Here is a 14471-nt window from a genome sequence, read left to right as displayed (position 1 = left end):
AAAAAAAAAGATCTGGCCGGCGTGCGGCCAGATGCCAGAAAAGGGAGAGAAAAGACCGCAGAACACGGGGGCACGAAACGAGCGGGGGGGGGGGGGGAGACACCCCCCCCCCCCCCCCCCCCCCGCTCCGCGTCCGGTGGCCGGCGGACCGCTCAGGCGCAGCTGAACCGGGCCGCCGCCCAGTCCGCGTGGTCCCCGCTCTTGGAGCCGTTGGTGTCGGACACCTTCAGCTCGACGTGCCGGGCGCCCCGCACGTCGACGTCGACCGGGACGGTCGCCGACGCGCCCGTCACCTTCGGCGAGGTCCACAGCGCCTTGCCGTCGGCCTCGACGGAGAAGGCGACCTCTCCGTAGCCGTTGATCTCGTCGTCGATGCCGACGTCCGCGGTGAACTTCGTGCAGCGGCCGCCCGGATAGACCTCGATGACGGAGTCGGCGTGCGTGCCGATCCCCTTCTCGTACGTCTTTCCGGCCAGGGTCAGCGTGTGACCGTCGTCGGCGCCTGACTCGCCGTTGCTGCGGTCGCGTTCGGCGGGCCCGTACCCGTTGGCGGACTTGAGCCACTTCATGTCGCTCGCCCAGGTGTCCTCGGCGGGCGCCTCGGGCATCACGCCGAGTGCGAACCGCTGGACTGCGGTGCGGTCCTGGCCGGCCGACCGGTGGCGGACGGTCGCGGTGAGCGTCTGTTCGCCGATGTCCGCGTCCTTGGCGGGAGTGAGGGCCACCTCGACGCGGCGCGTGGTGCCGGCGGGGACACGGTCGGCCTCGGCGGTGCCCGCGGTCCAGCCCGCCGGTACGTCGAGGGTGGCCTCGACGCCGGTGGCGTCCTTCGTGCCCGCCGTGATGTCGACGGCGACCATGCCGGGCGTGCCCGCGCCGAGCTCCTGCCCCGCGGGGACGCTCACGGTGGCCGGCGCCCCGGGTACGGCGCCGCCGACGGCGCTGGTGTCGTCGAGCCGCAGGGTGAAGGCACGGTCGGTGCGCCGGGCGGCCGTCTTGACCTTGACGACGCCGCCGCGGTCGTCGCGGTCGTAGAACCAACCCTGCCGCGCGCTGTCGTACGCCTTCTGCGAGATGAGCCGCGGCAGGGTGCGTCCGACCAGTTCCACACGGCTGGGCGCGTCACCGGTGTGCAGGGTGAAGGCGTAGGGGCGGCTGCGCTGCTTCCCGTCGTACGCGCCCTTGCTCGCGCCGATCCGCACCCGCACGTCGCCCGCTCCGGAGTGCGGTGCACGGACCTCGGCGCGCTGGGTGGCGTACTCGCCGTCGCGGTGCTGCCGGGTCACGCCGTCGTCCTCGTACAGCTCGAAGGACGAGTTGCCCTGCGGGTAGATGTCCCAGGCGAGCGGCGAGTCCGCGGTGCGGTCCTCGTGGGAGCGGATGCCGCCCGGCCACATCGGCACGGTCGCGCCACCCTTGACGAAGAGCGGCAGCGTGTCGAGGGGCGCGCTGTAGCCGTCGACCGTGGTCGGCCCCCGGTAGGTGCGCCCGCTCCAGTAGTCGGTCCAGGTGCCCTTGGGCAGGTAGATGCCGTCGCGGGTGGTGGTGTCCTTGTGGACGGGCGCGACGAGGAAGTCCTCGCCGGTCAGGAACTCGTACGTGGCGGCGTCGGTCGCGGCCTTGGGGTCATGGGGGTACTCCAAGGCGAGCGGCCGTACGGCGCCGACCCCGGTCTCGGTCGCCTCGTGGGCGTACGAGTACAGGTACGGCAGCAGCGACTCGTGCAGCTTCAGGTACGTGCGGTTGATGGAGGTGTAGGGCTCGCCCTGGCGGAAGGGCTGCTTGTCGGCGGCGGCCCAGCCGTCCATCGTCATCGTGACCGGCAGGAACATCTTCCACTGGAGGTCGCGTACGTACGTCTTGGGGCTGCCGCCGAAGATGCCGTCGACGTCGCCCGTCGTGTAGGCGAGCCCGGACATGGTGGATCCGGCGTACGTCGGGATCTGCCAGCGGATGTACTCCCAGCCGCCGCTCTGGTCGCCGGACCACTGCACGCCGCAGCGCTGCGCGCCGGACCAGCTCTCCGGGGCCCAGGTGAAGCCGCGGGCGTCGCTGTTGTCCTCGATCCCCCGGTAGGCGTCCTTGCAGCCGTCGAGCGCCTTCTTGTAGCCGTCGCCGACCCAGGCGACGTCGAGTTTGGCGACGCGCTGGCCGGCCCTGACCTGTTCGGCGATCTTGTCGAGGCCGTCCTCGGTCCACAGGCCCGTCTTCATCTTGCGCTCGGCGAGGCCCTTGGAGGTCTCGGCGAGGTTCTCGTAGCCGCAGCCGTAGCCGTCGTTGACGAGCATCCATCCGTTGGGCATGTCGTTCTCGACGTACCCGTCGGCGACCTCGAGGGAGTCGAGGGTGTGCCGCTCGCCGCGGTTGGCGTTGTGGAGGTAGCAGTCGGCGTCGCCGATCTCCATGCCGTAGACCGGCAGCAGGAAGGGCTTTCCGGTGAGCTCGGTGTACTGCCCGATGACGTCCTTGGCCGCGTCGTCGCCGCGTCCGGCGAAGTAGTAGGCGTCGAAGCGCTGTTCTTTCGCGGTGGCGGTCACGGGCTCGGCGAAGTCGTACGTGTTGGGGGCGTACGTGTTCCGGAAGACGCCGTATCCCTCGGAGGACAGGTAGAAGGGCACGGAGTTGGGATGTCCTCCGTCGTCCCAGTTGTAGTCGACGCTCACCTCGACCTTCTTGCCGCGGTGCGAGGTGTTGCCGCGCCCGTTCTGCATCCCGGCACCGTAGAACTGCTCGTCGGCACCGCGGGCGAGGCTCTGCGTAGTGCCGTCATCGCTCCAGGACAGCCCTTTGGACTCCGCCCAGACCCGACTGCCGTCCCTCCGGTACAGGGCGAACCGCAGCGGCGACTTGTAGGCGCGCAGCGTCACTTCGCCGGTGCTCAGCTCGTAACGGTCGCCCTTGTCGGCCCACTTGGTGCGGGGCGCCTTGCCCTGCGGCAGGACGATGTCGTCGCCCGCGGGGTCGGTGAACTTGCCGTCCGGGGCGAGTTCGAGCCGGAAGGTCTCGGCCGACACGAAGCTGACGCGGGCCTCGGCGTTGCCCGCGGTCAGCTGGTAGACGGGGCCGTCGGCGTCGAACCCGGTGACGTCGCCGACGGTGGTTGCTGGCTCACCGGCGGCCTGCGCGGACCCACCGCCGGGCCCCGCGAACACCGCGAGAAGACCCAGAAGGGCGACCGCGACCACCGGTCTGAAGCGAGTGGAAGATCTCATGGCGGAGGTCTAGCGCGACAACTGGCCCCGGGGCCATGGACTTTGCCGACCTGCTCGTGGATTTCCCGACGCCCGCACGCGAAAACCGGACGGGCGGAGGATTCCAGCCCGTCCGGCGCTTGAGGACGAGCCCGAAGGGCGATCGACCTCAGCAGAGGGACACCGCTACAAGGCCACGCCGAGCAACGCGTCGACCGCCCGCGAAACCACCCCGGGCGCCCCCTCCTCCGTCCCGCCCTCGGCATCCTGCCGAGCGGCCCAGCGGTCGACCGCGGCCAGCGCGGCCGGCGCGTCCAGGTCGTTCGCGAGCGCCTCGCGGATCTCCTCGACGAGCGCCTCGGCGGACGGACCGTCGGGACGGGACACCGCCGCACGCCAGCGCCCGAGCCGCTCCACCGCCTCCGCGAGCACCGCGTCCGTCCACTCCCAGTCCGCGCGGTAGTGGTGCGCGAGAAGGGTGAGCCGGATCGCGGCGGGGTCGACCCCGTCGCGACGCAGCTTCGAGACGAAGACGAGGTTGCCCTTGGACTTGGACATCTTCGCGCCGTCCAGGCCGACCATGCCCGCGTGGACGTACGCCTTCGCGAAGGGGTACTCGCCGGTCAGTGCCTGCGCGTGCGACGCCCCCATCTCGTGGTGCGGGAACGCGAGGTCGGATCCGCCGCCCTGCACGTCGAAGCCCATGCCGAGGTGGTCGAGGGCGATGGCGACGCACTCGATGTGCCAGCCGGGACGCCCGCGGCCGAGGCTGCCGCCGTCCCAGCTCGGCTCGCCGTCGCGGGCCGCCATCCACAGCATCGGGTCGAGGGGGTTCTTCTTGCCGACGCGCTCCGGGTCGCCGCCGCGCTCCGCGGAGAGGAGCTGCATCGCGGCGGAGTCGAGCCCGGACACCTCCCCGAAGTGGGTGTCGGACTCGACGGAGAAGTAGATGTCGCCCTCGAGTTCATAGGCGGCGCCCATGTCGCGGAGGCGTTCGACGAGCGGCACGATGCCGGGTATGGCCTCGACGGCGCCGATGTAGTGCTTCGGCGGCAGGAGGCGCAGCGCGGTCATGTCCTCGCGGAACAGCGCGGTCTCGCCCTCGGCGAGCTCGACCCAGTCCTTGCCGTCGCGGTTGGCGCGTTCCAGGAGCGGGTCGTCCACGTCGGTCACGTTCTGGACGTAGTGAACCTGCCGCTTGGTGTCGAGCCACACGCGTTGCACGAGGTCGAACGCGTTGTAGGTCGCCGCGTGACCCATGTGGGTCGCGTCGTACGGGGTGATTCCGCAGACGTAGATACGGGCGACGGGACCGGGGTCGAGGGTGACGAGTCCACCGGTCGCGGTGTCGTGGATCCGGAGGTCGCGGCCCTTGCCAGGAAGGGCGGGGACCTCAGAAGCGGGCCAGGCATGCATGCCCTGAGCCTAACCGGACGGAGCGTCCGTATACGAGTGGGGGATCACAGCGGATACGAGTGGGGGATCACACGGGCGGCCAGGGAATAGCGGGCCACTCGCCGCTCGGCTCGGGGTGGCGCCCCGACTTCAGGAGTGCCGCCACCCGTGCGCGCAGCGCCTCGGTCTCCTTGGCGGTGATCAGCCCGGCCAGCCGCCCCGCCAGCCCGGACCCCTCCGCGAGGCCGTCCTGAAGGCCCTGGAGGGCCTTCACGGCCTCGCCGGTCAGGGGCTCCCCCGCCCAGCCCCACAGCAGCGTCCGCAGCTTGTTCTCGGCGTGGAAGGTGACACCGTGGTCGATGCCGTAGAGGTGGCCGTCGGCGGGCAGCAGGTGGCCGCCCTTGCGGTCGCTGTTGTTGATCACCGCGTCGAGGACGGCGAGCCGCCGCAGCCGTACGTCGTCGGCGTGCACGAGGAGCGCCGTCCGCTCCTCGTCGACCTGCGCGAGGCCGACCGCCTTCCAGCCCTCGCCGGGTTCGTCCCCGTCGACCAGGGCGAGGAGTTCCGCGTCGCCGGAGGCCTCGATCCACAGCTGGCACATGCCCTCGCCGTGCGGTCCTTCCCGCAGCACGGTCGGCGGCACGAGGTCCCAGCCGGTGGCGAGCGACACCTCGTACGCGGCGACCTCGCGCTGGGCGAGCGTGCCGTCGGGGAAGTCCCACAGCGGGCGTTCGCCGGCGACCGGTTTGTAGACGCAGGCGGCCTCCTGCCCTTCGTACGCGACCGTGCAGTAGAGCACCGCGTTGGAGGCCTCGCGGATGCGGCCGCGCACGGTCAGCTCCCCGTGGGTGAGGAGCGCGACGGGGTCGGCGACGGTCACGCTCCCCGCCGGTATCCGTTCTGGCGCGGGCATACGTGTCCTTCCGGGTCGAGCGGGAGGCTGCACAGCGGGCACGGCGGGCGGCCCGCGCTGACGACGTCGAGTGCGCGTTTGGCGAAGGCGCGGGCCTGCGCGCCGGTGAGCCGGACGCGCAGCATCGGCGGGCCGTTCTCCTCGTCCTGCAGGAGCCTTTCTTCGGCGGCGGCGAGATCGTCATCGGTATCGGCGTCCAGCTCGACGAGGGCCTGTGCCTCGACGACCATGCGCTCCTCCTCGCCGTCCCAGGCGAGCGCCATCGTGCCGACGCGGAACTCCTCCTCGACGGGGGAGTCGAGCGGGGCGCTGTCGGAGACCTCGGACGGTGCGACGGCCGGCACCGGGGCGTTGCCCCCGCTACGGCGTACGACCTCGTCGAGGAGCTCTTCCATGCGCTCGGCGAGCGCGGCCACCTGGGTCTTCTCCAGGGCGACGCTGGTCACCCTGACACCGGCGGAGGCCTGCAGGAAGAAGGTACGCCGTCCGGGCAGCCCTACCGTTCCCGCGACGAATCGCTCCGGGGGGTCGTAGAGGAACACCTGACGGGACACGTCCTGTCTCCATTGATCGGCTGCAAAGTACGGAGGGCTGTTTCAGCCCGGTTCACCCTACTGCGGGGGACGATCACGGTGCGCCCGCACCGCCTCCCACGGTGGCGTCGTCACCCGGCGGCTCCTCCCGCGGCGCGAGCGAGGCGAAGTCGCCGGTGTCCCCGAGGCGTACGAGGAAGGGCCGCAGCCGTGTGTAGCGGATGGCGGTGACGGAGCAGGGCTCCACGGAGATGCGCTGGAACAGGTCGAGGTGGAGCCCGAGGGCTTCGGCGACGAGGGACTTGATGATGTCGCCGTGGGAGCACATCAGGTAGACGGCGTCCTCGCCGTGATCGCGCTCCACGCGCGCGTTCCACTCGCGGACCGCCTCGGCGGCGCGTGTCTGCATGGCCCGCATGGACTCGCCGCCGGGGAACGCGGCGGCGGACGGGTGCCGCTGGACGACCTCCATCAGCGGCTCGTCGGTGAGCTCGGCGAGTTTGCGGCCCGACCAGTCTCCGTAGTCGCACTCGCCGATGCGGTCCTCCGTGTGCTCCTGAAGCCCGGGGCGGGCGGCGAGGAGCGGTGCGACGGTCTCGCGGCAGCGCTGCAGGGGGCTGGTGACCACTTCGGACAGGGGCAGCGCGGAGAGCCGTCCGGGCAGGGCGGCGGCCTGTGCGGAGCCGCGCTCGTCGAGGGCCACGCCGGGGGTCCACCCGGCGAGCAGGCCGGCGGTGTTGGCCGTGGAGCGTCCGTGCCGGACGAGGATCAGCGTGGGCATGCGGTTCAGCCTATGCGCCCCAGCGGGTGCAACCGGTGGGAAGGCTGGGAAGAATGCGCGGTGTGATCGTTGACTGTGCCATCTACCGGGACGGGCGTCGGACCGAGGGCCCCGAGGACCTGTCCGACGCCCTCGACCAGGCGCGGGCGGCGGGTGACGCGTTCGTGTGGATCGGGCTGCACGAGCCGACGGCGAAGGAGTTCGACCGGGTCACCCAGGAGTTCGGGCTGCATCCGCTGGCCGTCGAGGACGCCCTCAAGGCCCATCAGCGGCCCAAGCTGGAGGTCTACGACGATTCGCTGTTCATGGTCCTCAAGCCGGTCGTGTACGAGCAGGACAGCGACACCGTCTCGTCGGGCGAGGTCATGATCTTCATGGGTGACTCGTTCGTGGTCACCGTCCGCCACGGCGAGGGCGCGCCGCTCGGTGTCGTACGGCACCGTCTGGAGGCCGACCCGGATGTCCTCAAGCACGGTCCGACGGCGGTCCTGTACTCGATCGCCGACGCGTCGGTGGACCACTATCTGGAGGTCGCCGACGAGCTGCAGGCCGACCTGGAGGTCCTGGAGGCGGAGGTCTTCTCACCGGAAGGCGGGAGCTCGTCGCGGAACACGGCGTCACGGATCTACCGGTTCAAGCGGCAGATCCTGGAGTTCCGGCGGGCGACGGGTCCGTTGGCGCTGCCTGTGGCGCGTCTCTCCGGAGTAGGCCCTTTCAGTCCTTCGGTGCCCTTCGTGGACGAGACGGCGCAGCCGTTCTTCCGGGACGTCAACGACCACCTGACGCGCGTCAACGAGTCCGTGGAGGGCCTGGACCGGCTGGTGTCGGACATCCTGTCCGCGCACCTGGCGCAGATGAGCGTGCGGCAGAACGACGACATGCGGAAGATCTCGGCGTGGGCGGCGATGGCCGCGGTGCCCACGATGATCGCGGGTGTCTACGGCATGAACTTCGACCACATGCCCGAGCTGCACTGGTCGTGGACGTACCCGGCGGTGATCCTCCTGATGGCGGTCCTGGAGGTCGTTCTCTACCGCATGTTCAAGCGCCGCGGCTGGCTGTAGACCCGCGGTTCGGCCGGGGTCGTGACACAGGCTCTCAGGCGAACTCGGTGGCCGGCGTGGCGGGTCCGCCGAGGGCATCGCGTCGGCCGGGCATCTCCAGGGAGACCATGCGCCGCCAGCCGACGGCTCTCTCGTAGCCGTACACGGTGTGGATGCCCGCGGTGAGCAGCTGCCGTTTGGCGTGCGGCCAGTGGAGGATGCGTCCCATGCGCTCCATCACCGAGAGGCTGACGTCGCGGTAGACGCGGATCTCGGCGTGGGCGCACTCGCGCAGGGTGCGCTGGATGGCGCGGCCGTGCCCGGCGCGCGCGAAGCGGAGCAGTTCCTCGTGGCAGTACGCGAGGTGGTTGTCCTCGTCGTGGGAGATCATCCGCACGGCGCGGCCGATGTCGGGGTGGTCGGCGAAGTACTTGAGCAGCAGCCGCATCTGTTCGGAGGCGCGCTGCTCGGTGACTCTGCTGTGCGAGAGGTACGTGACGACGTCCCGCACGGACAGCGGCTCGTCGGCCTTCAGCTTGTCGTGCGCGAGACCGATGCCGTGCTTCTCCAGGAGCATCGTGTAGTCGGTGTCGTGCGGCACCTCGACGGGCTGGAGGCCGCGCTTCTTCAGCAGCGCGTGGAAGATCCTGCCGTGCTTGTCCTCGTCGGCGCCGTGCCGGGCGATCTTGGGGGCGAGGGCGCGCTCGGTCCCGGGGACGAGTGCGGCGATGCGGCCGTTCTCCCAGCCGCCCTGTGCCTCGCCGCTGGCCGCGATGGAGCAGAAGAGCCGGAACGACTCGTCGTGGTCGAGGATCTCTTCGAAGACACTCCTGGCCGACAGCATCACGGGCACCTCCATGGCCTGCGCGCGAACCTCGCAAAGAACGAGTCAAGTGCGAGGTCCCGCCGGGGGCAACAGCTGTACCGGTCGGCTGCGCCGAACGAAGGACACCGACACCGCCACGAGGCCGTAACCGAGGGCTTCTTGACGCGTTGTTCCCCGTGACGGCCGTGGCGGGGAAGACCCCCGAGCCCCCACCACGGCCGCGGACTTCCCCCCTCCTCCTTACGCCAGCCCGGCGCGCTCCAGGGCCTGCGTGCCCGCGCGCAGCGAGGCGAGCCGCTCCTCCAGCGTGAAACCGGCGGGGGCCAGCGTGAGCGTGGTGACCCCGGCCGCGGCGTAGGCCTGCATGCGGTCGGCGATCCGGTCCACGGAACCGAGCAGCGTGGTGGAGTCGATGAGCTGCCGGGGCACAGCCGCGGCCGCCCCGTCCTTGTCGCCCGCCAGGTACTTGTCCTGGATCTCGGCGGCCTCCTTCTCGTACCCCATGCGCTGCGCCAGCTGGTTGTAGAAGTTCTGCTTCCGGCTGCCCATGCCGCCGACGTACAGGGCGGTGTACGGCCGGAACATGTCCGCGAGGGCGTCGACCTGCGTGTCCTCGCCGACGGCGAGCGGCACCGTCGGGACGACGTCGAAGCCGTCCATGGTCTTGCCCGCCTTCTTGCGCCCGGCGCGCAGGTGCCGGATCGCGGTGTCCTCCAGGTGTTCGGCGGCCGGGAAGATCAGCAGGGCGCCGTCGGCGATCTCGCCGGTCTGCTCCAGGTTCTTCGGGCCGATCGCGGCGACGTACAGCGGGATGTGCTCGCGCTGGGGGTGGACGGTCAGCTTGATGGGCTTGCCGGGGCCGCCGGGCAGCGGCAGCGTCCAGTGCTCGCCCTCGTAGGAGAGCCGCTCGCGGGTCATGGCCTTGCGGACGATCTCGACGTACTCGCGCGTGCGGGCCAGGGGCTTGTCGAACTTGACGCCGTACCAGCCCTCGGAGACCTGCGGGCCCGAGACGCCGATGCCGAGGCGGAACCGGCCGCCGGAGAGCGAGTCGAGGGTCGCCGCCGTCATCGCGGTCATCGCCGGCTGCCTGGCCGGGATCTGGAAGATGGCGGACCCGATGTCGATGCGTTCCGTCTGCGCCGCCACCCAGGAGAGCACCGTCGCGGCGTCCGATCCGTACGCCTCCGCGGCCCAGCAGACCGCATAGCCCAGCCTGTCGGCCTCCTTCGCGACGGCGAGATTGTCCGCGTCCATCCCCGCGCCCCAGTAGCCGAGGTTGATCCCGAGCTGCATGACCGGTCCCCTTACCGCTGTACCCATGAGTAACGTGTCTGTGCCCGGGACTGTAGCGTGCGGCGTCCGATCCGTCAGGGACGGAGGGGTGGCCGGGTTCTCCCCCATCGCTGGTTTGTCCACAGGCTCGCCCGTCGCGAGGGCACGGCCAGTAATCTCAGCGCCCATGGAGCAGAGGCATCTCGGCCGGACCGGCCTGCGCGTGTCCCGCATCGGACTCGGAACCCTCACCTGGGGCCACACCGAGGAGAACGACGCCGCCGACCTGTTGAAGGTGTTCTGGGAAGCCGGCGGCACCCTCGTCGACACCGCGGATGTGTACGGCGACGGGGAGGCCGAGTACCTCATCGGCCGCCTGATCGAGCGGCTCGTGCCCCGCCGCGATCTGGTCATCGCGACGAAGGCGGGCAGCGTCCCGGACCCGGAGCGGCGCTTCGACGGCTCGCGCGGCCATCTCCTGGCCGCGCTGGACGCCTCCCTCACCCGCCTCGGCACGGACTATGTGGACCTGTGGCAGGTCCACGCCTTCGATCCGGGGACGCCCCTAGAGGAGACCCTGCAAGCCCTGGACATCGCGGTGAGCAGCGGGCGGGCCCGCTATGCGGGTGTCGCGGACTTCTGCGGGTGGCAGCTCGCCAAGGCCGCGACCTGGCAGCTCGCGGCGCCGGGCACCCGCACCCGCCTGGCCAGTACGCAGATGGAGTACTCGCTGCTGCAGCGCGGCGTGGAGCGTGAGGTGCTGCCCGCCGCCCGCGACCTGGGAGTCGGGCTCCTGCCGTCCTCGCCGCTCGGCAGAGGCGTGCTCACCGGGAAGTACCGGCACTCCACGCCCGCCGACTCGCGCGGCGGCTCCGACCAGCTGGCGCCCTTCGTCGCGCCGTACCTGGACGAGGCGGCGGGCCACGTCGTCGACGCGGTCGCGACGGCCGCCGACGGGCTCGCGGCGACCCCGCTCCAGGTCGCCCTCGCCTGGGTGCGGGACCGCCCCGGAGTGACGGCCCCGATCATCGGCGCGCGCAACGCGCAGCAGCTCACGGCCGCATTGTCAGTGGAGACCCTTAGTCTTCCTGACGAGATCTGCAGGGCGCTCGACGATGTGTCGGCGCCGGTGCACCGCTATCCCGATCACGACTGGAGCACGCTGTGAGTACGGAATTCGCTGCCGCGGAGGACCCCGGGGCCGCTGCCGCGGAGCAGGCGGAGCCGCCCGGCGCGGAGGAAGCCGCGCCGGACGCCGAGACCACCTCGGACACCGGCGAGGGCAAGGGCGAAGGCGAGGGGAAGGACAAGGGCGAGAGTGCCGAGCTGTCCGAAACCGAGGCCGAGATCGCCGCGCAGCGCGAACTGCGGGAGCGCATCGAGCAGCGCAAGGCCTCGAAGCAGGGCCCGATCGAGGCCGGGACGAAGCTGAGCGGCACCACCGCGGATCTGCTGGCCGCCGTGCGCGCCGTGGAGAGCGGCGAGAAGCCCGTCGCGAGCGCGTTCCGGGAGCCGGAGCCCGCGCGCAGGCCCGCCCCGTCCCGCGCGCCCGAGCCCGTGCGCCCGCAGCGGCCCGTGACCGCCCAGACGCCCGCGCAGGAGATCGTCGAGGCCGTCCGTGCCGTGCTCGCCGAGGGCGGCGCGCCGCCCGCGCTCGCCGAGCCGACGGCGGCCGCGCTCGGCGACGGCGCCGACGGACAACTGCGCGCGGACCCGTGGCAGTTGCTGCGGGTCACCGGCGTGCGGCCAGAGCAGGCCGACGGGTTCGCCAGGGCGCTGCTCGGCGCGGAGTGCGGACCCGACGACGAGCGCAGGGGCCGCGCGATCACCGTATGGCTCCTGGAGCAGGCCGCCGTCGCTGGGCACACGGCGCTCGACGCCGCGGCGCTGAACGCCGCGCTCGGACAGCGCGCGGTGCCGGACCCGGACGCGGCGGTGCAGGGCGCGCTCGCCGAGGGCGACGCCCTGGTCTTCCAGGACGCGCTCGAAGGGACCGAGGTGCCGGTCCAGCGCACGGACGACGAGCCCGCCCGGAGCGGGGAGGGCGGGGAGGACGAGGAGCCGGAGCGCCCGGTCCGCGTCCTGATCGGCCTGGAGCGGTACGCACTCGCGGAGGAGAGCCTCGCCGATGGCCTCGCCCGCGTGATCAACTCACTGCCCAAGGAGCCCGACGGGGCCGGGGAGGCCGTGGCGTCGGAGGGCCCGGCGGCAGGTGGGTCCGGTCCGCGGGCCGCCGACTGGGAGGCCGCCGCCGCGCAGGCCTCCGGGTCCGCCGCCGAGCTGATCCGCGCCGTCGCCGGGCACGGACTCGTGCTGCACTCCGGCGGCGAGGAGGCGCGTGCCGAACCCGCGGCTCTGGTGACCGCCGCCGCGGCGCTCGGCCTGCGCGTCTGCGCCGCCGCCCACAGCGCGGACGGACGCCGCCGCCTCGCGCGGGCGACGGGCACCGACGACAACGCGGTCACCGTGGCCGGGCTGCTGGCGGGTGACGAGGGCCCCGGGCGCGACGCGGAGGGCGCGCTCGCGCTCGACCTCCTGGTCGTCCTGGACGCACCGCAGCTGGACGTGGAGACCGCGGCGATGCTCGTCGAGTCCCTGGCGGATGGCGCCCGGCTGGTCCTCAGCGGCGACCCGGGCGTGCTGTGGTCGGCGGGCCCCGGCCGCGTCTTCGCCGATCTCCTCTCCGCGCGCTGCTGCCCGCAGGTCGTCTCGCGCACCCCGGACCCGGGGCCCGTCGGCGAGCTGACGTCCGGCATCGGCGTCGGCGAGCTGAACCAGGTCGAGGCGCCCGGCAAGGAAGTCGTCCTCGTCCCGGTGCGCGACCCCGCCGAGGCGATCCACCGCACCGTCCAGCTCGTCGCGGACTCGGTGCCCCGGGCGATCGGGGTGCCTGCCGAGCACACCCAGGTCATCACGCCGGGACACGGCGGCGCCGCGGGCACGCGCGCGCTCAACACCGCCCTGAAAGAGCGGCTGAATCCGGGCCCCGGCCGGTTCGGCGGCTTCGACCCCGACGACCGGGTGGCCTACGCCCCCGCGCCGGGCCGCACGACGCTCGGCCGTGTGGTGGGGGCCGACGCGGAAGGCCTGCACCTGGAGTGCGGGGGCACCCCCGTCGTCGTACCCAAGGAGCGGGTGGAGCGGGAGGTGCGGCACGGCTGGGCGCTCACCGCCCACCAGGCGGCGGGGCAGCGTTGGCCCGCGGTCGTCGTGGTGCTGCCCGGCGACGCGGCACAGTCGCTGTCCCGGCCGTGGGTGTACACCGCGTTCAGCCGCGCGGAGCGGCATCTGTCGGTCGTGCAGGGCGTGGAGCAGGCGCTGCCGCGCGCGGTGGCGGAACGCCTCTGGAAGGACCGTACGACGCGCCTGCAGACGCTGCTGCGCCCGCAGGTGCCTGCGGCGACGGTCTGAGAGCCGCCGCTCCCCCGACGCAGTGCGCTCGCCGCCCCTGAGGGAGCGGCGAGCGCAGGAGCGATTCGCCGGAATGCGTGGCGCGGGACGCAACCGTCAGCGGCCGGCCCGCCGGGCGCCCGCACCGGCCCCTCCGGCGCCGTCGGCGTCCTCCTCCGCGTCGTCGACGTCGTCGGTGTCGTCGAGCGGCACCGGCACGTCCGGGTCGATGTCGATGTCGACGTCGGTCTCCAGGCCGTCGAGCCCGTCGTCGTCCAGTTCGTCGTCGAAGACCACGCTGACGTCGAAGCGGCACACCACCCGGTGCGGGTCGGCCTGGTCGAAGGGGGCGTCGAGCCACTCCCCCGGCTCCGCGGGGGTGTCCACCGCGGTGACCCAGAGCGTGGAGTCGCCCTCCTCCAGGCCGAACTCCTTGTGCCGGGAGGAGATTTCGTCCGGTTCGAACTCCCCGAAGAGGACACCGAGCGCGCTGTGCACGGTGTCCGCGGATCCGGCCCCTCCCGTGCCGCCCGCTTCGAGGTCGGCGACCCGCTGGGCCTGGGCGAGGAGCCGCTGCGGCTCCACCACGGTGTAGTCGCGGCGGAGCAGCACGCTCAGCGCGTTGGCCTCGTCGGGGCCCTGGTACGGCGGGAGCGCGTCGTCGGTGCCGGGGATCTCGAAGGGGGTGACCTCGTCGTAGCGGTCGTAGAGGAGCTCGTCGTACTCCTCGGCCGCCGCGGCGAGTTCGTTGAACGCTTCGTAGACGGCCGGATCGTCCTCGCCCGACCTGCGTTCGACCGCGGCCAGGTGGCGGTCGAGCGCGGTCTTGACCGCCTCGGCGGCGGCACGTACCTCGGCAGCGGTGGGCTGCGCAGCATCAGACATAGTGCAGACGCTATCCGTACGAGGCCCGTGCCCGCACAATAGATGCGATGCCGGAATACGAATTTGTCGACGTGTATGTACCGCGCGGGGTCACCCGCAAGGAAGCCACACGTCTGCTGACAGACCACGCAGAGTACGGACACTGGGAGTTGGACCGCCTGAGTCTGCGGCCCGACGGAAGCCGCAGAGTGCGCCTGAAACGACGCATCATCCGCCAGTTGAGAGCCACCTGGTGAAAC

At 72.0% G+C, this 14471-nt stretch carries 12 protein-coding genes; 4 read left to right on the top strand and 8 right to left on the bottom strand.

Annotated features, from left to right (window positions below; all coding sequences use genetic code 11):
* Positions 1 to 152: 152 nt before the first annotated feature.
* From AC07DO_RS25010 to AC07DO_RS24990, 5 genes are all read right to left on the bottom strand, one after another.
* The gene (locus tag AC07DO_RS25010; protein ID WP_479062760.1) at positions 153 to 3212 is read right to left on the bottom strand and encodes an NPCBM/NEW2 domain-containing protein; all 3060 of its coding nucleotides are present in this window, start codon (positions 3210 to 3212) and stop codon (positions 153 to 155) included.
* A 165-nt stretch (positions 3213 to 3377) separates the two neighbouring features.
* Entirely contained in the window at positions 3378 to 4607 is a 1230-nt protein-coding gene (gene mshC, locus AC07DO_RS25005) for a cysteine--1-D-myo-inosityl 2-amino-2-deoxy-alpha-D-glucopyranoside ligase (protein ID WP_479062759.1), read from the bottom strand.
* Positions 4608 to 4674: 67 nt separating this feature from the next.
* A complete protein-coding gene (locus tag AC07DO_RS25000) occupies positions 4675 to 5499 on the bottom strand; it encodes an SCO1664 family protein (RefSeq protein WP_479062758.1) in 825 nt (274 codons plus the stop codon).
* A complete protein-coding gene (locus tag AC07DO_RS24995) occupies positions 5463 to 6053 on the bottom strand; it encodes a DUF3090 domain-containing protein (RefSeq protein WP_479062757.1) in 591 nt (196 codons plus the stop codon). Before AC07DO_RS24995 ends, AC07DO_RS25000 begins: the two co-directional genes overlap by 37 nt.
* A gap of 73 nt (positions 6054 to 6126) precedes the next feature.
* On the bottom strand, positions 6127 to 6813 hold the full coding sequence (locus AC07DO_RS24990; protein WP_479062756.1) for a histidine phosphatase family protein: 687 nt from the start codon (positions 6811 to 6813) through the stop codon (positions 6127 to 6129).
* Positions 6814 to 6875: 62 nt separating this feature from the next.
* Between AC07DO_RS24990 and corA the strand changes: the two genes are divergently transcribed.
* On the top strand, positions 6876 to 7877 hold the full coding sequence (gene corA, locus AC07DO_RS24985; RefSeq protein WP_479062755.1) for a magnesium/cobalt transporter CorA: 1002 nt from the start codon (positions 6876 to 6878) through the stop codon (positions 7875 to 7877).
* A gap of 34 nt (positions 7878 to 7911) precedes the next feature.
* On the opposite strand, the gene AC07DO_RS24980 is transcribed toward corA, so the two are convergent.
* Positions 7912 to 8700, bottom strand: coding sequence for a ferritin-like domain-containing protein (locus tag AC07DO_RS24980; protein WP_479063250.1), 789 nt, complete (start codon positions 8698 to 8700; stop codon positions 7912 to 7914).
* Positions 8701 to 8922: 222 nt separating this feature from the next.
* Positions 8923 to 9978: an LLM class F420-dependent oxidoreductase gene (locus tag AC07DO_RS24975; protein WP_479062753.1), complete on the bottom strand. Its 1056-nt coding sequence runs from the start codon at positions 9976 to 9978 to the stop codon at positions 8923 to 8925.
* Between the two features lie 166 nt (positions 9979 to 10144).
* On the opposite strand from AC07DO_RS24975, the gene AC07DO_RS24970 reads away from it, so the two are divergent.
* Positions 10145 to 11125 carry an aldo/keto reductase gene (locus AC07DO_RS24970; RefSeq protein WP_479062751.1) on the top strand — a complete coding sequence of 327 codons (981 nt, stop codon included), beginning with the start codon at positions 10145 to 10147 and terminating at the stop codon, positions 11123 to 11125.
* Complete coding sequence (locus AC07DO_RS24965) at positions 11122 to 13368, top strand: helix-hairpin-helix domain-containing protein (protein ID WP_479062750.1); 2247 nt, start codon at positions 11122 to 11124, stop codon at positions 13366 to 13368. The genes AC07DO_RS24970 and AC07DO_RS24965 overlap by 4 nt, the downstream gene beginning before the upstream one ends.
* Positions 13369 to 13464: 96 nt before the next feature.
* Here the strand turns inward: AC07DO_RS24965 and AC07DO_RS24960 are convergent, their stop codons facing one another.
* Positions 13465 to 14232 (bottom strand): hypothetical protein, encoded by a 768-nt coding sequence (locus tag AC07DO_RS24960; protein WP_479062748.1) that lies wholly within the window; start codon positions 14230 to 14232, stop codon positions 13465 to 13467.
* Between the two features lie 47 nt (positions 14233 to 14279).
* On the opposite strand from AC07DO_RS24960, the gene AC07DO_RS24955 reads away from it, so the two are divergent.
* Entirely contained in the window at positions 14280 to 14468 is a 189-nt protein-coding gene (locus tag AC07DO_RS24955; RefSeq protein WP_079074641.1) for a DUF5703 family protein, read from the top strand.
* Positions 14469 to 14471: the final 3 nt, after the last annotated feature.

The sequence above is a fragment of the Streptomyces sp. NPDC045678 genome, from assembly GCF_056432085.1.
The sequence above is the reverse complement of the archived record's forward strand: the minus strand, read 5'-3'. Positions and strand labels throughout refer to the sequence as shown.

Bases quoted from the DNA above. Each gene is read 5' to 3' on its own strand.
- AC07DO_RS25010 (WP_479062760.1), bottom strand. From the start codon at position 3,212: ATGAGATCTTCCACTCGCTTCAGACCGGTGGTCGCGGTCGCCCTTCTG.
- mshC (WP_479062759.1), bottom strand. From the start codon at position 4,607: ATGCATGCCTGGCCCGCTTCTGAGGTCCCCGCCCTTCCTGGCAAGGGC.
- AC07DO_RS25000 (WP_479062758.1), bottom strand. From the start codon at position 5,499: ATGCCCGCGCCAGAACGGATACCGGCGGGGAGCGTGACCGTCGCCGAC.
- AC07DO_RS24990 (WP_479062756.1), bottom strand. From the start codon at position 6,813: ATGCCCACGCTGATCCTCGTCCGGCACGGACGCTCCACGGCCAACACC.
- AC07DO_RS24980 (WP_479063250.1), bottom strand. From the start codon at position 8,700: ATGCTGTCGGCCAGGAGTGTCTTCGAAGAGATCCTCGACCACGACGAG.
- AC07DO_RS24975 (WP_479062753.1), bottom strand. From the start codon at position 9,978: ATGCAGCTCGGGATCAACCTCGGCTACTGGGGCGCGGGGATGGACGCG.
- AC07DO_RS24970 (WP_479062751.1), top strand. From the start codon at position 10,145: ATGGAGCAGAGGCATCTCGGCCGGACCGGCCTGCGCGTGTCCCGCATC.
- AC07DO_RS24960 (WP_479062748.1), bottom strand. From the start codon at position 14,232: ATGTCTGATGCTGCGCAGCCCACCGCTGCCGAGGTACGTGCCGCCGCC.
- AC07DO_RS24955 (WP_079074641.1), top strand. From the start codon at position 14,280: ATGCCGGAATACGAATTTGTCGACGTGTATGTACCGCGCGGGGTCACC.